We start from the raw sequence: 22,079 nt of genomic DNA, 5'->3' as shown, positions 1-22,079 counted from the left end.
GCTTGTTCCCTGCGTTGCTCATCAAAATAAGCGCTCGCGAAACTCATCCTAGCGGCCTGCACAATACGCAGGCCACCGCGGGATTCGGACAGCCGCTCGCTTGATCTTATTTTGTCTGCGCTACTCGGCGCGGCAGATAGGGGCCCGAAAACCAATGAGCGCCACCGTTTGTGGGCTAAAAAGAAAAGAATTTGAGTTTTTAACTATTCCAAATTTCAACGATGGTACTTTGATGAGATGAATCCCATCCCATCACGCTGAGTAGCGGAGACGAAGTGGGAGAAGTCGGCCATCGGCTGTTCGAGTTCCGCGGCAGCTTGTGTAGTGTGCAAGCCGCTAGGGCGAGTTTCGATGGACGCCCACTTTGTTGAGCAACGCAAGGCAGCCGAAGGCCGTGATGGCTGGGTGTCGTCCTCTTTGGTTACTTTCTGGGGGACAAGCACCAGAAAGTAACTCGCCGAGAGGCGAAATAAATTTGTCGAGTTAATAACAGAAGTAGAGTTTCAAAACATCAGGACTTAAGCGCGCATTCCACACGCTCAATCACGATTTTCTGTAATTGATCTCTCACTGCCTGACTCAATGGCTGCACCCCGGAATCCCGCATAGGCTCTCCCCAATGGCTATTAGGGAAGTGCTTGTCACTCTCGAATCTAGGTAATATATGCCAATGCATATGAGGGGTTTTATTACCCAAGCTTGCCAGGTTGATTTTGTCCGGTTGGATGATTTCACGTAAGGCAGTCTCGACTGCAAACACCACTTTCATTGTGCGTGCGCGGTCGGCTGGGGGCAGGTCGGTCATTTCTTTTATATGCGCCAACAATTCAATGCGGCAGTAGGCTGGATAGTCAGCGTCATGCAGCAAGACCACGCGGCAAAAATCATCCTGCCATAACAGATCATGTGGGGTTTGTACGCAAAGTGGACAATCGCTCATTATGAGACTGCCAGCATTCTATCCAGAGTCAGTTTGGCCAGTTTGGCTTCGTGTTCAGGGACTTTGATCTGGTTGACCACATTGCCTTCAGCCAGGTTTTCCAGGCACCAGGCCAGGTGTTGCGGGTCAATACGTGCCATGGTTGAGCATTCGCAAACGACGTGGCTCATAAACTGCACCAGTTTGTTTTGCGGTTTCATTTCTTCAGCCAGGCGAGTCACCAGGTTGAGTTCGGTACCTACCAGCCATTTGGTACCGGGAGCAGCTTCGCTCACTGTACGCAGGATATATTCTGTTGAACCCACATAGTCAGAGTTTGCGCATACTTCAAATGCGCATTCAGGGTGGGAAATGACTTTGCCATCCGGATGTTGGGCACGAAATTGATCAATGTTCTGTTTGCGGAACATCTGGTGCACCGAGCAATGCCCTTTCCAAAGCAAGATCTTGGCATCCTTGATTTGTTGCTCTGTCAGGCCGCCCATCGGCAGGTCTGGATCCCACACTGGCATTTGTTCCAGCGGGATACCCATCTTGTGGCCACTCCAGCGACCCAAGTGCTGATCCGGGAAGAACAGGATTTTTTCGCGCTTGCTAAAACCCCATTCCAGAATTTTCGGCGCATTGGTACTGGTACAGACGATGCCGCCATGCTCGCCGCAGAATGCTTTCAAGTCGGCGGCCGAGTTGATATAGGTGACCGGGGTGATCGTCTCATCAAAGTTGAGGACTTTATTCAATTCACGATAACTGCGCTCAACCTTGGCCAGGTTGGCCATATCTGCCATGGAGCAACCGGCGGCCAAATCAGGCAAGATCACGATCTGCTCTGGACGGCTAAGGATGTCCGCTACTTCAGCCATGAAATGTACGCCAAGGAATACGATGTACTCGGCATCCAAACTGTCGCAGTATTTGGATAATTTCAAGGAATCGCCAGAATAATCCGCATGGCGGTAAACGCTTTCGTGCTGATAATGATGGCCCAGAATCACCAGGCGTTTACCCAGTTTTTTGCGGGCCGCCAGAATGCGTGCCTGACAATCGTCGTCTTGCGCGGTTTGGAATTTCTCAAATTGGATAGTGGCAGTTTGCATGCTTTGCAGACATCGGGCCCAGCCCGGCTTTCATAAAAATGATATTTTACAGCTGATTAGGATTTATCCCAATCAATCCAAGACGATAAATGCATGGTGATCATAGTGTTAGATGGTGGCGCTCACCTAGTTTTTTCAAGGCATCCACATTGGTCCAGCTAAATACTTTTTTTGCAGCCACGCGCCAGTCTACCCACTCGTAATGTGTATGCTCGTCCGGCGCCAGCGTGACGGGGAGCGTCGTTGGCAGGCACAAACCAAACAGGTGTTCGGTGTTTTCGGCGACCCCTGGCGCATAACGGTAGCGCCAGTGCGGGTAAATTTCATAAACATTGCTGGCATGCCAGTCCTGAAAATCATAAGCTAATGCGTCAAGCCCTGTCTCTTCCTTGACCTCACGGATGGCGGCAGCATAAGGCGTTTCACCCGATTCTATGCTTCCGGTCACAGACTGCCAGAATCCGGCTTTGTCGGCACGCTCCAGTAGCAAAACCTGCAGATCAGGCGTATGGATCAAAATCAGGGCGGAGACGGGGATCTTATATGGTTGTGTCATACAAATATTGTCTATAAACGTCACCATATTGTCTATGGAGGCTAAAGAGCACAGGGAATCCTTCTGCACTTTACTGCTGCCACTTGCGCTTGTGGCTGATAAACAACGCAATTGTTCAAGGAGTAAGCTGGTTTTAAAAAACCAATCTGGTGGTTTATTTCAACCATTTAGTGGATTTTCTTTTAAGTGCCTTCCAAGTATTCCTTTAAAAATCAATCGGTTGTCTTTGTTCTGGAGTTGGCACGATAAATGCAGCTAAACAAACAGTCGCTCAGCATGCAGAGCGGGCGACCTCGCAATCTCCAGTATCTAAGTATTGAAGCAACTGCATATAACCACAACAAGAAGCATTTTTCCCCGATTATCCTTTCCCGAGGATATTGCTTGCCCCAAGCTCTCGAGCTTGGGTTTTTTTTCCAAAAATATTAACGGCTAGCCTTGCTTGCGTTTTTCGGCGTTAACCAGGTTTTTCGGCAGTTGGAACACCACGTTTTCAACCACTCCTTGCAGTTCTTCAACCTGTGCAGCGCCCATGGTTTGCAAGGCAGCAATCACCTCTTTAACCAGCACTTCTGGCGCAGAAGCCCCGGCGGAGATGCCGATTTTTTGTTTGCCTTGTAACCACTCTGCTTTCAAATGGCTGGCATTGTCAACCATATAGGCTTCCACCCCCTGGTTTTTTGCGACTTCGCGCAGGCGGTTGGAGTTTGAGCTGTTGGGTGAGCCGACAATAATGACGAGATCGCAGTCCTTAGCCATGATTTTGACTGCGTCCTGGCGGTTTTGCGTGGCATAACAAATATCATCGCTTTTAGGGGCTTTAATATTCGGGAAGCGGTCTTTCAAGGCATTGATAACTTGGGTGGCATCGTCTACGGAGAGTGTGGTTTGCGTGACGTAGGCCAGTTTTTCAGGGTCTGCGACTTGCAAGGCGGTGACATCTTCCGGGGTTTCCACCAGATACATGCCGCCAGCTTCCGATTGGCCCATGGTGCCTTCTACCTCAGGGTGGCCTTTATGACCTATCATTATGATTTCCAGGCCGTCCTTGCGCATCTTGGCCACTTCGATATGCACCTTGGTCACCAGGGGGCAGGTGGCATCAAAGGCAGTCAATCCACGTGACTCTGCCTCTGCGCGTACCGCTTTGGAGACGCCGTGCGCGCTGAAAATGACAATGCTGCCTGCCGGAATTTTTTCCAGCTCGTCGACAAAAATGGCGCCTTTTTCGCGTAGTTGTCCCACGACGAACTTATTGTGGACAACCTCATTGCGAACATAAATGGGTGCGCCAAATTTTTCCAGCGCCTGCTCGACAATAATGATGGCACGATCTACACCAGCGCAAAATCCGCGTGGGTTGGCCAATACGATATTCGGTAAAGCGTTTGTTTGCATAATCAATTCCGTGAAGGAGAGTGCTGCATTATGTGCAGTGAGCCACAAGGTCTGGCAGGCATCAGGTATAATCTGCGTTTTGTCGCTAACAATAACCATCAGTTATGAAAAATACTGCTACTTTGCTGATTACCTGCCCCGATACCAAAGGGATTGTGGCGGCGATTGCGCAATTTTTGTATGAGCACAATGCCAATATTTTACACGCAGACCAGCATCAGGATGCGGAAAATAATCTGTTTTTGATGCGTGTAGAGTGGGACTTGACCAATTTCAACGTGGCTGTGGCCGATTTTGAGCAGGCGTTTGGCCCGGTGGCACAACGTTTTGACATGACCTGGCAGCTCAAATTATCTGAGCAAAAAACTCGTATGGCCATCATGGTCTCGCAATATGACCATTGCCTGGTCGACTTGCTGCACCGTCATCATAGCGGCGAACTGGCATGCGAGATCCCACTGATTATCAGTAATCACCGTGACACCGAAAAGCTGGCGCAGTTTTATGGCATCCCGTTTCACTATTTACCGATGACCAAGGAAACCAAGGCAGAGGTAGAGGCACAGCAGTTTGCCCTGTTTGATCAACACAAGATTGACCTGATTGTGCTGGCACGCTACATGCAGATTCTGTCACCAGATTTTGTCGCACGGTATCCTCAGCGGATTATCAACATTCACCACTCATTCCTGCCAGCATTTATCGGCGCACGTCCTTACCACCGTGCGTTTGAGCGTGGCGTGAAACTGATCGGTGCGACCAGTCATTATGTGACAGAGGTGTTGGATGAGGGGCCGATTATTGAGCAGGACTTGGCGCGCATTTCACACCGCGATCAGGTGGAAGACCTGATCCAGAAAGGCCGTGACCTGGAGCGTGTTGTGCTTTCCAAAGCCGTGCGCTGGCATATTGAGCATAGAATCTTGCTCTACGCGAACAAGACCGTGATCTTTGATTAAAGGATGCGCTATTAATAAAAAACCGAAGCTTGGCGGCTTCGGTTTTTTTATTAGGGGTTGCCGTCAATGTTATGGCAGCGTACGCTCCAGTTTAAACAGGTCGGCAATTTGTTCACGTTCACGGATCACATGCACCTGGTCACCATCAACCAATACCTCTGCGGCACGGGCGCGCGTGTTGTAGTTGCTGGCCATGCTCATGCCATAAGCGCCTGCGGAGTGAATCGCCAGGTAATCACCTTCTTCGATCGCAAGTGTACGGTCATGGCCTAAAAAGTCACCACTCTCGCAAACCGGGCCAACGATCTCATAGATTTGTGCGGGGGCTGCAGAAGTGGCAATGGTCGTAATGTTGTGGAAAGCATCATACAAAGCCGGGCGCATGAGGTCGTTCATGGCGGCATCGACAATCGCAAAGTTTTTGGTTTCGCCAGGTTTCAGGTATTCGACCTTGGTCAGCAGCACACCGGCGTTACCCACCAGGGCACGGCCGGGCTCAAACAACACTTTTACATTCCTGCCTGCCAGCTTTTTAAGAATCGCTGCAGTGTAGGCTGCAAAGTCTGGTGGCGTTTCGTCGCTGTAAGTAATACCGACACCGCCGCCAACGTCTATATGCTGGATATGAATGCCTTTGGCGGCCAATGCATCTACCAGGCCCAATACTTTATCCAAGGCATCGAGGAAAGGTGACAGCTCAGTGATTTGCGAGCCGATATGGCAATCTACGCCGTGTACCTCGATGTTTGGCAGTTGCGCCGCTTTTTCATAGAGGCCCAAGGCATCTTCAAATGCCACACCAAATTTATTGTTTTTGAGGCCGGTGGAAATATAGGGATGGGTTTTGGCATCCACATTGGGGTTCACGCGCAGGGAAATAGGCGCTTTTTTGCCCAGGCTGGCCGCCACCTGCTGGATGCGGTCTAGCTCATTCACTGATTCCACGTTGAAGCAAAGAATGCCCGCTTCAAGCGCGGCTTTGATTTCCGCATGGGATTTGCCCACACCAGAAAACACCACTTTTTTCGGGTCGCCACCTGCGGCCAAGACGCGTGCCAGCTCACCACCGGACACAATATCAAAGCCCGCTCCCATTCGCGCAAACAGGTTGAGAATGGCCAGGCTTGGGTTGGCTTTGACAGCAAAGCAGATCAAATGGTCATGTCCAGTCAGGCCTGCCTGAAAACGCTCGAAAGCAGTCGTCAAGGCGGCACGTGAATAGACGTAAGTGGGCGTTTGATGCGTTTGTGCAATGTCACGCAGGGCTACATTCTCGGCATGTAGTAGGCCTTGTTGGATTGAAAAAGCGGTCACGATGAAGACTTATCTTGTTGAGGCGTTTGAGGGTATTGGCGCTCAGGAATATACAGGTCCCCTTTGAGACCACAGGCACTCAATTGTGCCAATAGCAGGGCAACCGCCAATAATCTCGTATAGAAGGAAAACATGTTCACAGTCCAATGTAAATTGAGTGCCATTTTATCATTAAACCTGCAGTTGCTCATGGCACCAGTGACTGGGCGTTTTAGTGGTTTGACCGTTCGTCGGGTAATCCTGACCATTGGTCGGCTGATGCTGGACATGACAGCTGCCTGTTTGCATGATAAGGCTATCTAAAAAGGGGTTTGATAATGAAGTCCTCAAATCAGTACGGATTCAGCCTGATAGAAGTCATGGTCGTGGTGGCCATTATGGGTATCTTGGCCAGCATCGCCATACCAGGCTATCAGGATTACATCAAAAGCGGTAATGCCGCGGAAGCGCCTGCCAATCTTGCCAATTGCCGTGTGCAGGCCGAACAGTTTTATCAGGACAACTTCACATATGTGGGATTTGCCTGTGTCCCCAGTGATGCCAAATTTTTTGATTACAGCATTGAGAACCAGTCAGCGACCACTTATACCTTAAAAGCCACCGGTAAATCCGGTCAGAATATGGGCAATTTTTCGTTTACTGTGAATCAGGATAACGCCAAAACTTCTACTTTTGATGGTACGACTGGAAGTACATGTTGGCTCACTTCTTCCTCGGGTAGCTGTTAAGGATGCGGCAAAATGGATTCACATTGGTAGAGCTTGTGGTCACTATGGTGGTGCTAGTGGCTGTTTCTACCATTGCGATTCCCGCTTTTCAAACGGCGATTGGCAATGCGCAAATCCGTACCGTCGCTGAGTCTATCCGCGATGGTCTGCAGCAGGCTAGGGTAGAGTCCATCAAACGTAATGCCCGGGTGAGATTCACGCTGCAGACTAATAGTGCATGGCAAGTTGGTTGCGTGACAGAGGCAACAGGGTGCCCTGCATTGATTACGCAGAAAAGTGCGACTGAAGGCGCCTCTAGCAACACTGCCGTGTCAGCAGATAATTACACGGCGGTGTTTAGCAGTTTTGGCACACGTGATCCAGCGACACCGGTCGGATTGTCAGTGGTCAATATCACCAATACGCAAGTAAAAGCTGAGGAGCGTAAAGCATTGCGTGTTGTGCTGGCGGCCGGTGGCAATGTCAAAGTATGTGACCCTTCTGTGACCACTGAAGGAGATCCCAGAGCATGTTAAATCGTTCAAGACACGCAAACAGGTTACCAAACATCGTCCAAAACGGATCGGTATTAATTGAGTCCCTGGTCGCGCTGGTGATTTTTAGCATGGGCGTTCTGGCCCTGGTCGGTTTGCAAAGTGCCATGATCAAAAATAGCAGCGATAACCGCTACCGTGCGGAGGCACAACTGATTGCACAAACGCATATCGCCAATATGATGGCTTATGGGGGGGATGCAGCCAACTATATTACCCAGGTGGATAAAGACAAAATCAAATCGCAGTTGCCGAATGGCACGCTGACTTTTTCGGCATTGACCAATACCATGGTGACGGTTACGGTGGGCTGGCAGGTGCCCGGCGGCAACCCCCACCAGGTCAATGCCTCAAGTTATCTGTTTGATGTGATGCCATGACCACTAAGCCTGCCATCATTTTCTTAACGATACGACGGGCCCGCTTTCAGACTGGCTTAAGTCTGGTCGAGCTATTGGTTGGCCTGTTAATCGGTTTGATTGCAACATTGGCGATCAGTAACCTGTTCAGTGGTTTTGAAGCGCGCAAGCGCATGATTGCCGGTGGCGCTGATGCGCAATCCAGTGGCGTGCTGGCCATGTATTATATGCAGCGCGATGCGCAAAATGCAGGCTATGGCTTGCCACTCTATAACAGCAGCGATCCCTCGCCGCTGCTATGCCCTATCGATACTTCTATCAACCAGGCTGGTGTAGTCATCAATCTGTCTCCTGTCAGCATTGTCGATGGCGGCACGGGTAATGATATTGTGCGTATCCGCTATGGTAATCCTGCCAGCGGTGGCGCTTCTCTGAGAGCAACTGGAACCATGATTGCGCCTACTCTGGATGGACGACTCATTGGTTGCCAGGAAAATGATGTGGTGTTGTTCCATCAGACACCGGCTAATCCCAATTGCAGTCTTGGGCGACTGCAAAAGCTGAATGCAGACCGCACCATCAATACCCTGTCAGAGCTTAATACGCCACCGACGGCAAGTCCGGTATCCATTTTGAATGGTGCCAACCAAGTGCGCTTCTCATGTCTGGGCGCATGGAATCAATATGAATATAGCGTGAATGCTGCGATGGAACTCACCCGGACGGGTGGAACTTCCAGTGCCGCGCCATTCCCCAATAGCACTGCGGTACCGGTGGCGAGCGATATCGTGGCATTGCAGGCCCAATATGGTGTTACCAATACCATAGACCCCAGTGCAAGCAACGCAACAGCTGCGGCCTATTTAAACCGTGTTGACCAATGGGTGGATGCGACAGGGACTTATGGGCCTTCCATCGCCTTGTTGGATAGGAACCGTATTCGTGCCATCCGTATCGCCGTGATTGCCAGGGACGGAAACTTGCAAAAGGGCGTGGTCAGTCAAGCATGCAATGGTGCAGCCGTCGGTGTAAGCAAGGTGTGTATCTGGCAAGCTGACGCAACGCCTGCGAATGTGGATTTAAGTAGCATACCTAATTGGCAGCGTTACCGTTACCGCACGTTTGAAGCCACTATCCCGCTCAGAAATATTATCTGGAACCGTGATGCGTTATAGCCATTTATTCACAGCCGAAATGCAGGCCGATTTCAACCGCCAGCGTGGCATCGTATTGTTTTTTGCCTTGCTGGCCTTAGCCGTTATGTCGATCGCTGCAGTGGCATTGATTCGGAGTGTGGATACCAATGCTTTATTGTCTGGCAACATGGTATACCGCCAGTCTGCCAGCACAGCTTCCAATGTGGCATTGGAAGGCATCGCACAAAGGGTCGCGAACAGTGTGACCTTGGCTGACAGTCTCAGTCATCACCCGGAGCAAGGTTATTACGCCAATTGCAGCCAGTTTGATACGCAACCTGATGCGCTGGTATGTGATGGCAATCAATTAACCACGATGACCTGGAACGACGCCAATAGTAGCCTGGCGCCTAACCAGACCGATGGCAATGATGAAATCCGCAACGGGGTTGATCGTCAGGGCAACGAAATTCGCTATGTGGTTGAGCGGATGTGCAACTACAGCAATGCAGAAATCAATGGCGGGAATGCGCAGAGTGATGCCACGCGTTGCATGATGGCTAGCTCTCCCAGTAATGGAGAGAACTGTTCGCATAACATCGCCAATCTTGAGTTTTTCAAGCCTTGTGTAGCTAGCTCAGATTCGCCTTTGTATCGTATTACGCTGCGTATCGCCGGGCCTAAAAATACCCTTACGTTTATGCAATCGTTTGTCTCCAACTAGGCAGGTGGCATGATGACAACTCAGCACTGGATAAAAAAACTTCTTTGTTTATGTTTATTGTTGCCTGGCGCGTTGCAGGCCGAATTCCTGGACCTGGCCACCGTGCCATTGCAGACTTCAGGAAGTTCGGATGTCAAGCCAAACCTGATGTTTGTACTGGACAACTCCGGTAGCATGGCCTGGGATTATGCGCCAGACTGGGCGAACTCTTCCTCGGTATGGCTGTTCGCAAACGCAGACTACAATACACAGTACTACAACCCTGAGGTGCAATATAGTCCCCCGCTGAATTACCTCGGCGTCAGTATGTCCAACCAGACGGCCTTTAATGCGGTCGCCAACGAGGTGAATGACCAGGGACAAACCAAAAACGGTTCATCTGACCTCAGGTCATCTGCTTATTATTACGCCTTTGTTCCGGGAGAGTATTGCTCTACACCTGGACTGACAAGTTGCGTGATCTCTAAGGTAGCTACAGGCGAGTACATCTATCCTGCGCCTATCCGTTGGTGTAACTCCGATAACGCAGCTAAGGCCCGTGATCTGAAGGTGTCGGGTTCATACAAGTGTCAAAAAATTCGTAATGCCAGTACCACTGTCAATGACACAGGGAATACCTACACCAATTTGCGCAGGCCGGTTTCGACCTATAAGCTGACACTGAATAAAACCAGCAGTAACGCCTCTGTGCAAAGTATCAAGATTAACAATATTGAACTGTTATCTGGGACTGTATCGGCTAATTTTTTAGACAACAGTTCCAACTTGGCTTCCGATGTACTTTCAGCCATGTGCAGAAGCAGCAGCCTCAGTGGCAATTGTAAGTTAGCCAGCAATAAAGTGACCCGCAGTGCAAATGTACTGACTATCGAGACATTTGCCGGGGAGCCGATCAATGCCGCCTCGCCCATTCAGGTGACAATGACAGGCGGAAACTATACGGCGCAACTGGCCACTAACACCACGAGTGATATTCCTGGCAGCATGGTTTACGTCAGTATTGTAAACACGATTGATAGTTATACCGCGCCAGGCAAAACTGTAAAAGGCAATGACAGGGCGGATTGCGCCAGTCCAACGATCTGTACCTATACGGAAGAAATGACTAATTTTGCCAACTGGTGGGCGTATTATCGCACCCGTATTCAATCCATGAAAACAGCTGCCAGCCAAGCATTTAAATCATTGGACTCGCGCTATCGAGTTGGGTTGGTGACCATTAATAGCGCCAGTTCCAATTATCTGGCGATAGGCACCTTTGATAGCAGCCAGAAGCAGTCCTGGTACCAAAAGTTGTTTGCGGTTTCCCCAAGTGGTAGTACGCCTTTGCGTACAGCATTGGCCAATGTGGGACGTCAGTATGCCGGGAAAAAAATATGGGGCTCTGATGACCCTGTACAATATGCCTGTCAATCCAATTTCACATTGCTGACCACCGATGGCTACTGGAATGATTCCAGCACGCCGGTTCGAATTAATGGCAGCTCGATTGGCAATCTGGATAGTGGCACGACACCCAGGCCGCAGTTCGACAGTAGCAGTAAGTCCAATACCCTAGCGGATACGGCCATGTATTACTACGATACGGATATCCGTGATGGCACATTCTCAAATTGTACCGGGGCCTTGGGTGCTTCAGTATGTGGTAGCTCCAATGATTATCCCAAGCAAAACATGGTGACCTTGACCCTGGGGTTGGGTATTGATGGCACACTGGTCTATACCGATGACTACAAAACGCAGATATTGGGGGACTTTAAAGATCTCACCAATGGTACAAAAAACTGGCCTGACCCGACTGCCAATGAAGACGGCACGCGAATAGATGATTTGTGGCATGCTGCCGTGAATGCGGGAGGCACCTACTACAGTGCCAGCAACCCCAAACTGTTACGGGACTCCCTGGCAAAAGGGTTGTCCGAGATCAAGTCCCTGCAAGGCGCAGCCGCTGCAGCTGCAGCCAGTAGCCTGGCACCGACTACTGGGGATAATTTTCAGTATGTGGCCAGTTACCAGTCTGTGAAGTGGATAGGCAATCTGGAGTCGCGGACTGTCAATGTGAGTTCTTTGCAAACGTCTCAAACGGCAGTGTGGTGTGTGGAAAATGTAGCAGCAGAATCTTGTACTAAGCCCGCAGTTTCTTATTCAGGGCCGGATGGAAATTTGTATTGCAAAACCACAAATTCTAGCCAGACGGACTGTGCCGCGGCGAAAGGTTCACTAGGTTCCTCACCTGCATTGAATTTTAGCGAACCGGCTTCATGTTATGTGCCAATTGCCAGCAGCTGTACAGGCAAACTGCGCGGCCAGCTTGGGTCTAGAAATATCTATTTTAACGGTAATAATGCGTTGGTACCGTTTAATGCTGGCAATTTGCCAGCGCAGCATACTACCGCTTTATCCAATGGATATCTGGCATTAAGCCAGATGCAGGGATTGCAGGCCACAGACCCTAAGATTACGGATGCCAACAAAGTGGTTAAGCTGGTGGATTATCTCAAGGGAAATAAAACCTATGAGGATACCAGTACGAATACAGTGTCGGACAACCGGCTGTTTCGTGAGCGCCAGGCGGTCTTGGGAGACATTTCGCAATCCCGTCCAGCGTATTTCAAAACATCAAATGCTGGTTATCTGGATGCCAATTACAAAACGTATAAAACAAATACTGCAACCCGTACTCCAGCGGTCTATGTAGGCGCTAATGATGGTATGTTGCATGCATTCAATGCCACTACAGGGCTTGAAATGTGGGCTTTTATACCGACACCAGTGATTCCCAACCTGGCCAATCTGGCTGATAAAGAATATGGCGCCAATTACCATACCAATTTCGTTAATGGCAGCCCGGTCGTGGCTGATGTGTGTGTTTCCGGTTGTTCGGGCTCCAGCGCCGTCTGGAAAACCATCCTTGTATCTGGTCTGAATGGTGGTGGGCGTGGCTATTTTGCGATTGATGTGACAACCCCAGAGTCGCCAGTATTATTGTGGGAGTTCTACGCACAACCATCCGGTGCAAACAGTAGCTTAGGCTATACCTTTGGCAACCCCATAATCACCAAAATGCAAGATGGTCGTTGGGTGGTACTGCTGACCTCGGGATATAACAATGGAACCTACGCCAGAAGACTAAGCGATGGTACTTATGTGAACAATAACCCGGCCGGGGATGGGGGTGGCTATTTGTATGTGCTGGATGCTAATACCGGCAGCCTGCTCAAGACTTTGTCTACCGGGGAGGGCAGCGCAGCGGCGCCAAGCGGTTTGGCGAGAATCTCTGCCTTTGCCGACCAAATGTTTGAAAACAATACCGCACTCAATGTCTATGGTGGAGATTTGAATGGCAATATCTGGCGTTTTAATATCAACACCAATGCGGTGACCAAGATTGCATCCTTACGAGATGGCGGCGGTACATCGCAAAAAGTCACCACGCAACCAGAGCTGGGCAAAGTGAACAGTAATATCGTTGTGATGGTGGGGACCGGTAAGTTCCTGGAGCTGTCCGATTTAACCAATATGCCATTAAACTCAGCTTATGCTTTTAAGGATAATGGTCAAACCACAGCCATCAGCCGCAGCCAGCTGGTATTGCAAACCATCAGCGGGGATCGGCAGGTGACCTCGACTGGCACGGTTAACTTCGATACCGGGTATGGCTGGGTGCTGGATTTCCCTGCAGGCGAGCGCGTCAACCTCGACCCCCTGTTATTGAATGGTGCGCTAATGATGCCAACCATGGTGCCCAGTAGTGAGGCTTGTAGTGGCGCAGGCTATGGTTGGTTCAACTTCTTTAACTATAAAAAGGGAGGCTCCTTGCTCCCCAGCGGTATTGTGTCCGAACGCATGATTACCCCGGCCGTTGGTTACAACATTGTCTACGATGGCAATGGTGTGCCCCATGTGGTGGTGACTGGCAGTAATGATCCTACCCCACAGCAACTCAGTCTGGATGAGCAGGTATTCGGGCTGTCAGCCACAAACAAGTCAACGGTCATCTTTAAACAAAAGGATAATGGCAGCTATGGCACCAAACAGAGCTGGCATGAGTTGATACAGTAGCAATAAAAAAGCCCCGATCGGGGCTTTTTTATTGCTGGATTCATTGCATGAAGATTACTTCACCTTTTTTGCAAATACATACAAGATGACGCAAATTGCGACGACGACGCCAATCAGAGTATAGATGCCTACCGCGCCTAAAAACATGGTTGCCTCCTGTCAAATGATGGTCGAAGCTTTATTTTAGGCAGACAATGCGGGACTGTCTAGTTTCGGTTAGCAACTGGCTCGCGCAAATAGTCTTGGTGTCGTGTAAACAATTACACTACTTCCAGGGAAAGTTCGGCTGGTTTGTAAATCGACTGGATATTATTGTCCGCTGTAATGTCCTCAGCCAAGTACATAATGTCCTGTGCTGTCATTAATTCTGGCACGCTGTAGGGCAGTGGCTCGTCTGACCATTCGTTCATGATTCTTCCTTTATTCACTAACGGATATAATGGTATTAACGTCATGTTGGCTCCATTCTTAAATGATGTATTTCTGTTATTCGTGGCGATTTGATTAAATCTATGTTAACCAGTCTGTGTGACGCTTTAATGAAGCCATTGATGGCACAAAAGGTAGGAGAGGGCTGATGAAACTTTCACGAGTGCTCATGCTGTTGGGATTGCTGCTGTTGGGGTATGGGGGAGTGTGGTATTGGCAATCCCTGACCGAAGTGGAGACGGGTAATCAGCAAACTGCGATGGGGCAGGCGATTAACCAGTGCGATCTGATTGCCACTAAGGCTGCGGCAGAATTGCCAGAGGCCCTCCCTTTCCAAAAACTGGAAAAGGCGGCCAGGCAGTCACGCGTGCTGGATCGTTGTATGCAGGATAGAGGCTATGAGGAAAATCCTGTCTGGGTCAGCGAGACAAATAAGCGCGTGCCTGATATTGCGCGTGAGCAAAATATCTCGGAAAGCGAGGCCTTTGAGACGTTGCGTCGAGAAGCCATGTTGCAGTCGGAAGGGAAATTACCTGCCTACTGGCGTAAGCGTTCGTAACACATTATCTCTTTTGACCCAGATAATCAGTTTTCCCCAGTGGCACACCTAGATGACGCAGGATGTTGTAGGCGGTTGTCGTGTGAAAATACACATTGGGCATTGCCCATTTCTCCAGGTAATCAAGGCCGCTAAACGTTAAATCCACTTTGCGGATCGTCAATACCACCTCTTTGGTTGCAGCGCCTTCAAGCTGTACAGGCTGAATCTGCCTTAAAAATTCTATCGTTTTATCTATACGCGCATACAGCATTTCAAAGCTGGTTTCATCGTCTGCATATTGCGGAATTTCAAGGCCTGCCAACCTGGCACCGGCTCCTTTGCTCATATCGCTGACAAGTTGTACCTGTTTGGTCAGGGGATACATGTCCACAAACAGCCGGCTATTCAAGAGAATTTCTGGCGCAACTTTTTTCTGCGCTGCATACTCCTCGCCCTGTTGCAAAATGTGCCTGAGATTTTCCAAATTGCGTATCAACGGTGCGATGCTGACATCGTATAAATGCATGGTATTTTCCTCAATAGTCATAACGCCGATATTGTAGCGCTTCCGCAATGTGTGCATCGCTAATATGCGGCGAGTCAGCCAGGTCGGCAATGGTCCTGCCCACTTTCAGGATGCGGTGATAGCTGCGGGCCGAAAGCGAGAACTTTTGTAAGGCTGTCTGTAACAGGTGGTTGGCCTGTTCGCTCAATTGGCAAAAGGCGGAAATTTCCAATGGGCCCAGTGCCGCATTCGTTTTTTGCTGACGCTGCAGCTGTCGCTGCCTGGCAAGCTCTACTCTGGAGCGCATGTTCATGCTGCTTTCACCGGGGTGGGGATGGCTGATTTCTTCCGGCTTAAGCGCAGGGACCTCTATATTCATGTCAATGCGGTCCAATAACGGCCCGGAAAGTTTGTTTTTGTAGCGAAGAATCTGTTCCGGTGTGCAGCGGCAGCGCTGGTTGTAATGGCCGTAATAGCCACAAGGGCAAGGGTTCATGGCAGCAATCAGTTGGAATTGGGCCGGAAAAGTCGCTTGCCTGGCCGCCCGGGAAATCGTGATATGCCCACTCTCTAACGGTTCGCGTAGTACCTCCAACACCTTACGGTCAAATTCGGGTAGCTCATCAAGAAACAGCACGCCGTGATGAGCCAGGCTGATTTCTCCGGGGCGCGGCACACTGCCTCCTCCTACCAGGGCGACCGCGGAAGCCGTGTGATGTGGCGCTCTGAATGGCCGTTTTTTCCAGTGTGCGGCAGGAAACTGGCCGCTCAGGGAGAGGATGGCTGCGCTTTCAAGGGCCTCTTGTGTTGACATCTCTGGCAAGATGCCGACAAATCGCTGTGCCAGCATACTTTTGCCTGTGCCTGGCGGACCACTCATTAATAGACTGTGTTGCCCTGCGGCTGCAATTTCCAAGGCACGCTTGGCACGCAGCTGCCCCTTTACTTCCTCGTAATCTGCAAGGGCTGCGTGTTCAATCGGAGTCACCTTTGGGTGTACAGAAAGCGCCTGTTTGTCAGAAAGATGCGCGCAGACTGCCAGCAAACTATCCGCAGCAAAAATGGTGCAGCCCTCTACCAAACTGGCTTCATATGCACTTTCTTGGGGCAGGATGGCGGCTCTTTTATTTGTTTGATCTTGCAGCAATTGATAGGTCATGGCGAGCGCCCCGCGTATGGGTCGCAACGCCCCCGTCAATGCCAACTCACCAGCGATGACATAACCCGCCAGGGCTTTTTTGGGAAGCTGACCAGAGGCAGCTAAAATACCGAGCGCAATCGGCAAGTCATAACGCCCCCCTTCTTTCGGTAAATCAGCGGGGGCAAGGTTAACAGTGATACGGCGGGCAGGGAATTCGAATTGGGCAGTCTGAATGGCCGCCCGCACCCGATCCTTGCTTTCTTTGACCTCGGTTTCTGGCAGGCCAACAATCGTCATCGTCATGATATAATGAAACAATGAACCAGACTCCACGAGCTTATGCTTATGTTCGATTTTCGTCTTCAAAGCAAAAAGACGGCGACAGTATCCGACGTCAGCTCGAGTCCGCACGAGATTATTGCAAACGAAATAAGATTTTTTTGGACGAACGTGAATTTACTGATTTTGCAAAATCAGCTTATCGTCGTTCAAATATTAAAAAAGGCAGTGCACTTTCTGCTTTTCTTGCCCTCGTTGACTCAGGTGAAATCGCTTCCGGTTCTTATCTTTTGATTGAAACTGTTGACCGATTGACTCGTGCTGATGTTTATTCGGCGGTCACTTTGTTCGGCTCTATTCTTCAAAAAGGAATTTTGATTGTTGAAACTGCAAAAAATCAGGTTTACAACGAAAAATCTTTGACGCAATTTGCTGCAATGCTCAGCATCATGAGCAGCACTCTTGTTGCTTTTGACGAAAGTAGTAAAAAAGCACTTCGCAGTGCCGCGAATTGGGACAGACGACAAACTAATGCGAGAGAGTTTGCAACTCCTTTGACACGCGAATGCCCTCGCTGGCTTCGCGTCAGTGAAGATGGTAAAAAATATGAAGTTTTACAGGACAAAGTCCGTAGCATCCAATTTGTATTTGAGTTGAGAAAGTCAGGCCTAGGAGCAACCGCAATTGCACGAAAGTGCAATGAATTGAAGTTGTCCGTTCCTGGTAAGGGCGACATTTGGCACCTATCCCTTGTTAATCGTTTGATTAACAACGCTGCCTTAATCGGTCAATATCAGCCCTATAAAGTCAATGAATCTGGTCGTAGGGTGCCACATGGCGACCCTATACCTTATTTTTACCCTTCTGTTATCTCGACAGCACTCTTCAATGCAGTTCAACAAATCAACAACAAATCAAAAGAGTTTCCAAAAAAACGAGATTCAGCCTATCGCAACTTTTTGCAAGGCCTGCTTTTTTGTTCGTGCGGAGCTTCATTGCATCGCAAATTAAAGTCCAGGCTTGACCTCGACTATTCAAGATATTATTGCAGCCGTAGCAACTTGAACGCTACAAAATGTCCGTCAGTTGATTGTCGACGAATTGAAGACACCGTCATGTTTTTTATGTCAGAAGAAGCTCCTGGCCTCGTTTCTCTTGATGATTTTTCAGATAAACTTCTTGACGCAGAGAATAGTGCACGCGAGTCAATTAAGAAGATTGACGCACAGATTTCGCTTTTGTTGAACCTTGTTCAAGCAGGTAAGGCTGAAGACACGCCTGCTTCAATTCTGCAACGAATTTCAGACCTTGAACGTGAAAAAACGGTTCATCAAAAGATTGCCGAAAGAATGCTTCTCGAGACCAAAGACACAGCGGTTTATTGGGGGGTCAAAGCTGACGAACCATTCGTCAATGCAATTCGTTCAGCAGACTCTGAAAAGCTTTCTTTGCTGCGTTATCAGATTTCACGAATTGTTTCACGCTTTGATTTGAGCGAAGACCTTTCCAGTTTGAAAGTCACATTGAAGAACTCCAAAACCTTTGAAATTTCCGTCATCCGCCAATATTTTGACTTTTAGATACCCGTCAAAAAGCAGTAAAAAAAGTTGCCTTAACAACCCCTTCACCCTATTTCACAAATTGCCTCCAAAGCCTCCACCGCTCCCACTGCCGAAGCTGTCAAAGCTACTTAAACCGCTGCCGATTCCGTTGTCATAGCTCTCAAAGTGCATTTCATGATGCACTTCTCCAAACGCCTTTCCTTCAATATCAATTCCCGAATTTCCGACCATCGGGGTTCCGTCAGTGTTGAACCAGTCCATCAGATTTTGAAGCCATCCCATTTTCAACTCTCTTTCAAACGGTAGGGGGTAAATCACCTCCAAAGGTAGGGGGTAAATCACCTCCAAAGGTAGGGGGTAAATCACCTCCAAAGGTGGGGGGTAAATCCCCCCTCCTTAACATACAAACAGATTAACAAACTTCAGACTTATCAAATATTCGCAGCCCTCAGGGCTGCTCATGGGAAAGGCCGCCTACTCAGCGTCTCTTTCCAGCTCACTTCGTTCGCGTTTGCCAACGAGGGAGGGGCACACTCAACCGCAGGGGCAAATTTCCAAAAAGTTTAAAATTAATCACTACACATTGAGCGTTCAGTTCAAATGAACAAATTCAAGAATAAATGTGGAGCCTCAATGAAGAATCAAACAACCTCCCAGTTTGAAGACTGGGTCAAATCTAACGGCAACAAAGAGCCATTCGCACGATTTCCTATTCAAATTCTTTCCCTCGGTTTGACGAAAGTTCAACTTGAAGTCTTTCTGATTCTCAGCAGTAAAGCACTGCGAGATGGTCGCATTCATCCTGGCTTTGAACCATCTTACGCCAATATTGCCGAGCTGCGTGGCAAGTTCTCAAACAGAGCCAAAGGCACACCTGACACTGAAGCTGTCAAAGACGCGGTCAAGATATTGAAAGCCCACGGATTGCTGATTGTCTCGAAAAAGTCAGGTGTCAATCGCACCAACAAATATCAACTCACTTTACCCGCCGGCTTGAAGTCCCGTCCCACCACCGACCGAGGAACACCCGAATATTTAGCCGGAGCTGAGGCAACCCGTCAAGCTGTTCGTGAAAATTACGCTCAAAAAGCAGCGGACAAAGCCGCTCAAAACGCTCCTCACTTCGATGTCGTTGAAGATGCTGACGACCTTCCTTCCGTGCTTGAAATGTGGCCTGAAGCAGCTGACACTGCACCTCTAGCAGGTTCACATGCTTTTTCTTCTGAAGAGCTGCCTGACGAGTTTGTCGACTCGAGAAACTGGGTAGGAGTATCTGACGATGACGAATTTGACGAAGAATTTTAACCAACAAAAAAGCCCCTCACGGGGCTTCTTTCATAAAAGTCTTTTGATACTTTTCAACAGTGCTTGCGTTGTCTCTTCTTGAAACGCAATTAGATGAATTTCTTCAATGTGCCTTTTCCACTTCGTCCGTAAGTTCAGCACATGCACTGCTGTTTCTGTTCTAACTGAAGAAATGAAAAAAACCGCAATTCCTTTTTTTGTTTTCTTGTTCCACGCAATGCCATGTAACCCAGAAAACCATCCATCTTGATTTCTTTTCAACCAAATCTCGCCGAGAACTTCAATTTCTCCCTGCATTTTGTTTCTGATTCTGACAAGAGCACTGACGATGATTTCTTGACGCTTTGCAAATCTTGTTTCAAGTTCAACTCCCCTTTTTGCTTTTTTGAAGAAACAAAGGTCTGCAACTCTTCTTGCTCCTTTTTCACTCAAAACAAAGCAATTAATTCCTTCGATGCTTTTACGTCTCAGAATTTCCTTTTTTTTTATTAGTCTTCTGACAACTCTTTTTGCAGATTTCAGAGCCGAATCGCCTGCGACTTCGACTGTCAAATTTGCAATGCTTTTCGTTGTCAGAAAACCGAAAGCATTGATATTTCGGAGGGCTTCAATCTCACGATTCAAGCCCGTTTTTTTTGTTTCAACCAATTAAAACTCCTTCTCAATCCGTTTTTTAGCTGTCCCCATTACCGTTTATGCGGTAGGGACATCAAAACGTATAGATAACGAGTTTTCATTGGTTTGTCGGGTCGACTCCTCCGCTTGGCTGGACGCCATTCGTCGCCTCAAAGCCTAGGGGCTTTCCCCTCTGGGCTTGCCCGTCTTCGACGGGGGGGCCCCACGCCACACCGTGGGGCCCCCCCCTCTTCGGGGACATGCGGGCTTCGCCCCCAAAAATCTGCCGGACGCTGGGGCTTCCTGGCTTCGTCGGCAAGCTCCTCCACCTCAGTTTTTTGGCTCCCCCTTGTCAAAAGACTAGGGTCTTTTGATGCCGCGAGCTGGACGCTCTTGCAACCTCTTCGAGGTCTTTTTTTCGATGTAGCTACACATGTTATGGAAATTAGATTGTTGCAATTAAAAAGGTATGGTTAGAATCCTGATTCGCTTCTTGATACTTCCGTGTATTGCAAGAGCTGGATACTGATGCCCGCATTGATACTGCAACAATCATTGCGGGCTTTCCAATTTAATGAATATTGTTTTTAAGATACTGAGGAAAATATAAATTTAGTCTTTAAACTTATTTGAGAGCTTCATTTCATCCTCTGTGCAAATTAAATAGGCCTCATCAGAATGGGGCCTGTTTTGTATCCTGAAGTAGCTGTCATGACCATCAGTTATGATAGGTTGAGTAAATCTCAATCGTTTATACATTCCATTTTCTATTGCAGAACTAAATATCCTATGCAAAGCATAAAGTAATAATTCCTCAGAATTACAATGAAATGTCATTCTTGCAAATTCTGGATAGTCAAAGAAGACAATGGGTGCTTTAGACAACTCTACATGCTCAAAAACTTTTTGACTGTATTTATCGTAAATATCATTAAAAAGCTCTTTAACAACGACGATACCAATAAGCTGCTTTCCCTCAAAGTTCAGAGTGCATTTTTTCTTACCAACCCGAACATCAACTATTGGTGTATTGGATATTGTTAAGATAGTGTCGGTGAGTTGTGCCAAAGCTTCAGAAAGTTTCTTTGAAGACTTTGCGCATTTCTTGTCTAACGAAACCTCTAAAACTTGTTTCTGATTGTTTTCACTATCTTTAGCTTGAATTATTAAAATTTCCTTTTGGCCGAATACCACAACGTCTGCCAACTCTTTTGAATCGCTTGTTTTCACTGGATTCTGATAAATGCTTTCCAAACTAAAAGCTCTTGTTAGTAACTTTGCAATATCTGCTTCCTGATAGTATCCTGGTTTAGTTTCTCTAACCAATGATGTCATATCGTTTTTGTTTGAGGATAGGTCATAAATTACAAAATCGTCAGGAAATAGATTATCCAATAAAGAAACCTGGATAGATGATTCATCATCAGCAGCTGAGCGTAAACTGAACCAAAATTCCGCTTCATTCAATGCATTGTGGGCTTCCTCTGGGCTCGGCAGTGGCATCAAGTGAATGCTCTCAAAGATAGAGACTAAATTACCAGTTGCGTTAACGGAAAGAAATTCTCGGTTCAGTTCATCAAAGAAGCAAATCGTAAAATCATTGTTGATTAAAAATCTTAACAAGTCTAAGGAGTGTTGGTCATCTCGAACAATTGGTGTTGTAATGAATAGTGGACTATCAGAATCGTCAAAAAATGCACTTACTAGAACACAAGCCGATGTGGTTTGATAAAGATATATTTTAAATTCACGATTAATTTTGGCGGTTAATATGGCCTCTTTGGAAGTTTTTATTACTAGCGTCGGTTTTTTAATATGATTGAAGGCGATTAGTCCACATGGAAGCATTTGAACTATTCGAAATAAATCAGGGTGGTTTAATGTTAAATACATTAA

At 48.2% G+C, this 22,079-nt stretch carries 23 protein-coding genes; 11 read left to right on the top strand and 12 right to left on the bottom strand.

The genetic code is table 11. The features are described from left to right. Positions 1 to 511: 511 nt before the first annotated feature. The 4 genes from F463_RS0110065 to ispH all read right to left on the bottom strand — a co-directional run bounded on the left by F463_RS0110065 (position 512) and on the right by ispH (position 3,991). Positions 512 to 940 (bottom strand): HIT family protein, encoded by a 429-nt coding sequence (locus tag F463_RS0110065; protein WP_018986960.1) that lies wholly within the window; start codon positions 938 to 940, stop codon positions 512 to 514. After that, positions 940 to 2,037: a quinolinate synthase NadA gene (gene nadA / locus F463_RS0110060; RefSeq protein ID WP_018986959.1), complete on the bottom strand. Its 1,098-nt coding sequence runs from the start codon at positions 2,035 to 2,037 to the stop codon at positions 940 to 942. Before nadA ends, F463_RS0110065 begins: the two co-directional genes overlap by 1 nt. A 100-nt stretch (positions 2,038 to 2,137) precedes the next feature. Then, positions 2,138 to 2,593: a dihydroneopterin triphosphate diphosphatase gene (nudB, locus tag F463_RS0110055; RefSeq protein WP_026295498.1), complete on the bottom strand. Its 456-nt coding sequence runs from the start codon at positions 2,591 to 2,593 to the stop codon at positions 2,138 to 2,140. Between the two features lie 432 nt (positions 2,594 to 3,025). Then, positions 3,026 to 3,991 carry a 4-hydroxy-3-methylbut-2-enyl diphosphate reductase gene (gene ispH, locus F463_RS0110050; protein WP_033413384.1) on the bottom strand — a complete coding sequence of 322 codons (966 nt, stop codon included), beginning with the start codon at positions 3,989 to 3,991 and terminating at the stop codon, positions 3,026 to 3,028. A 104-nt stretch (positions 3,992 to 4,095) separates the two neighbouring features. Between ispH and purU the strand changes: the two genes are divergently transcribed. Beyond that, positions 4,096 to 4,950: a formyltetrahydrofolate deformylase gene (purU, locus tag F463_RS0110045; protein WP_018986955.1), complete on the top strand. Its 855-nt coding sequence runs from the start codon at positions 4,096 to 4,098 to the stop codon at positions 4,948 to 4,950. Between the two features lie 69 nt (positions 4,951 to 5,019). On the opposite strand, the gene lysA is transcribed toward purU, so the two are convergent. Both lysA and lptM read right to left on the bottom strand, forming a co-directional pair. Further along, positions 5,020 to 6,264, bottom strand: coding sequence for a diaminopimelate decarboxylase (lysA, locus tag F463_RS0110040; protein ID WP_018986954.1), 1,245 nt, complete (start codon positions 6,262 to 6,264; stop codon positions 5,020 to 5,022). Further along, complete coding sequence (gene lptM, locus F463_RS15180) at positions 6,261 to 6,398, bottom strand: LPS translocon maturation chaperone LptM (RefSeq protein ID WP_018986953.1); 138 nt, start codon at positions 6,396 to 6,398, stop codon at positions 6,261 to 6,263. The genes lysA and lptM overlap by 4 nt, the downstream gene beginning before the upstream one ends. On the opposite strand from lptM, the gene F463_RS14985 reads away from it, so the two are divergent. The 7 genes from F463_RS14985 to F463_RS0110000 are packed head-to-tail and all read left to right on the top strand — an operon-like array spanning position 6,397 to position 13,806. Continuing rightward, complete coding sequence (locus F463_RS14985; protein ID WP_018986952.1) at positions 6,397 to 6,567, top strand: hypothetical protein; 171 nt, start codon at positions 6,397 to 6,399, stop codon at positions 6,565 to 6,567. The two genes, lptM and F463_RS14985, sit on opposite strands and share 2 nt — an antisense overlap. A gap of 14 nt (positions 6,568 to 6,581) precedes the next feature. Next, complete coding sequence (locus tag F463_RS0110025) at positions 6,582 to 6,992, top strand: type IV pilin protein (protein ID WP_018986951.1); 411 nt, start codon at positions 6,582 to 6,584, stop codon at positions 6,990 to 6,992. A 2-nt stretch (positions 6,993 to 6,994) separates the two neighbouring features. Next, a complete protein-coding gene (locus tag F463_RS0110020) occupies positions 6,995 to 7,507 on the top strand; it encodes a GspH/FimT family pseudopilin (protein WP_018986950.1) in 513 nt (170 codons plus the stop codon). Next, positions 7,501 to 7,905, top strand: coding sequence for a type IV pilus modification PilV family protein (locus F463_RS0110015; RefSeq protein ID WP_018986949.1), 405 nt, complete (start codon positions 7,501 to 7,503; stop codon positions 7,903 to 7,905). Before F463_RS0110020 ends, F463_RS0110015 begins: the two co-directional genes overlap by 7 nt. Beyond that, a complete protein-coding gene (locus tag F463_RS0110010) occupies positions 7,902 to 9,059 on the top strand; it encodes a PilW family protein (protein WP_018986948.1) in 1,158 nt (385 codons plus the stop codon). The genes F463_RS0110015 and F463_RS0110010 overlap by 4 nt, the downstream gene beginning before the upstream one ends. Further along, entirely contained in the window at positions 9,049 to 9,744 is a 696-nt protein-coding gene (locus F463_RS0110005; RefSeq protein ID WP_018986947.1) for a pilus assembly PilX family protein, read from the top strand. Before F463_RS0110010 ends, F463_RS0110005 begins: the two co-directional genes overlap by 11 nt. Before the next feature lie 9 nt (positions 9,745 to 9,753). Then, on the top strand, positions 9,754 to 13,806 hold the full coding sequence (locus tag F463_RS0110000) for a pilus assembly protein (protein ID WP_018986946.1): 4,053 nt from the start codon (positions 9,754 to 9,756) through the stop codon (positions 13,804 to 13,806). A gap of 260 nt (positions 13,807 to 14,066) precedes the next feature. Here F463_RS0110000 and F463_RS15030 read toward each other — a convergent pair whose 3' ends face one another. Beyond that, positions 14,067 to 14,216, bottom strand: coding sequence for a hypothetical protein (locus tag F463_RS15030; protein ID WP_018986944.1), 150 nt, complete (start codon positions 14,214 to 14,216; stop codon positions 14,067 to 14,069). 167 nt (positions 14,217 to 14,383) lie between these two features. Here F463_RS15030 and F463_RS0109985 point away from each other — a divergent pair, with 167 nt between their 5' ends. Continuing rightward, positions 14,384 to 14,794 (top strand): hypothetical protein, encoded by a 411-nt coding sequence (locus F463_RS0109985; protein WP_018986943.1) that lies wholly within the window; start codon positions 14,384 to 14,386, stop codon positions 14,792 to 14,794. Positions 14,795 to 14,798: 4 nt separating this feature from the next. Here F463_RS0109985 and F463_RS0109980 read toward each other — a convergent pair whose 3' ends face one another. Together F463_RS0109980 and F463_RS0109975 are read right to left on the bottom strand one after the other, a co-directional pair. Beyond that, complete coding sequence (locus tag F463_RS0109980) at positions 14,799 to 15,302, bottom strand: DUF1993 domain-containing protein (protein WP_026295495.1); 504 nt, start codon at positions 15,300 to 15,302, stop codon at positions 14,799 to 14,801. A 10-nt stretch (positions 15,303 to 15,312) separates the two neighbouring features. Beyond that, complete coding sequence (locus tag F463_RS0109975; RefSeq protein WP_081620817.1) at positions 15,313 to 16,725, bottom strand: YifB family Mg chelatase-like AAA ATPase; 1,413 nt, start codon at positions 16,723 to 16,725, stop codon at positions 15,313 to 15,315. Between the two features lie 14 nt (positions 16,726 to 16,739). Between F463_RS0109975 and F463_RS0109970 the strand changes: the two genes are divergently transcribed. Then, on the top strand, positions 16,740 to 18,281 hold the full coding sequence (locus F463_RS0109970) for a recombinase family protein (RefSeq protein ID WP_018986940.1): 1,542 nt from the start codon (positions 16,740 to 16,742) through the stop codon (positions 18,279 to 18,281). 54 nt (positions 18,282 to 18,335) lie between these two features. Here the strand turns inward: F463_RS0109970 and F463_RS0109965 are convergent, their stop codons facing one another. After that, positions 18,336 to 18,545: a hypothetical protein gene (locus tag F463_RS0109965; RefSeq protein WP_154650042.1), complete on the bottom strand. Its 210-nt coding sequence runs from the start codon at positions 18,543 to 18,545 to the stop codon at positions 18,336 to 18,338. A 351-nt stretch (positions 18,546 to 18,896) separates the two neighbouring features. On the opposite strand from F463_RS0109965, the gene F463_RS0109960 reads away from it, so the two are divergent. Then, a complete protein-coding gene (locus tag F463_RS0109960) occupies positions 18,897 to 19,568 on the top strand; it encodes a hypothetical protein (RefSeq protein WP_018986938.1) in 672 nt (223 codons plus the stop codon). Positions 19,569 to 19,598: 30 nt separating this feature from the next. On the opposite strand, the gene F463_RS0109955 is transcribed toward F463_RS0109960, so the two are convergent. Beyond that, on the bottom strand, positions 19,599 to 20,216 hold the full coding sequence (locus F463_RS0109955; protein WP_018986937.1) for a hypothetical protein: 618 nt from the start codon (positions 20,214 to 20,216) through the stop codon (positions 19,599 to 19,601). Between the two features lie 579 nt (positions 20,217 to 20,795). After that, a complete protein-coding gene (locus F463_RS0109950) occupies positions 20,796 to 22,076 on the bottom strand; it encodes a hypothetical protein (RefSeq protein WP_018986936.1) in 1,281 nt (426 codons plus the stop codon). Between the last annotated feature and the right edge of the window lie 3 nt (positions 22,077 to 22,079).

The organism is Methylophilus methylotrophus DSM 46235 = ATCC 53528, assembly GCF_000378225.1.
Lineage (GTDB): Bacteria > Pseudomonadota > Gammaproteobacteria > Burkholderiales > Methylophilaceae > Methylophilus > Methylophilus methylotrophus.
This window is presented reverse-complemented; position numbering and strand designations above follow the sequence as displayed.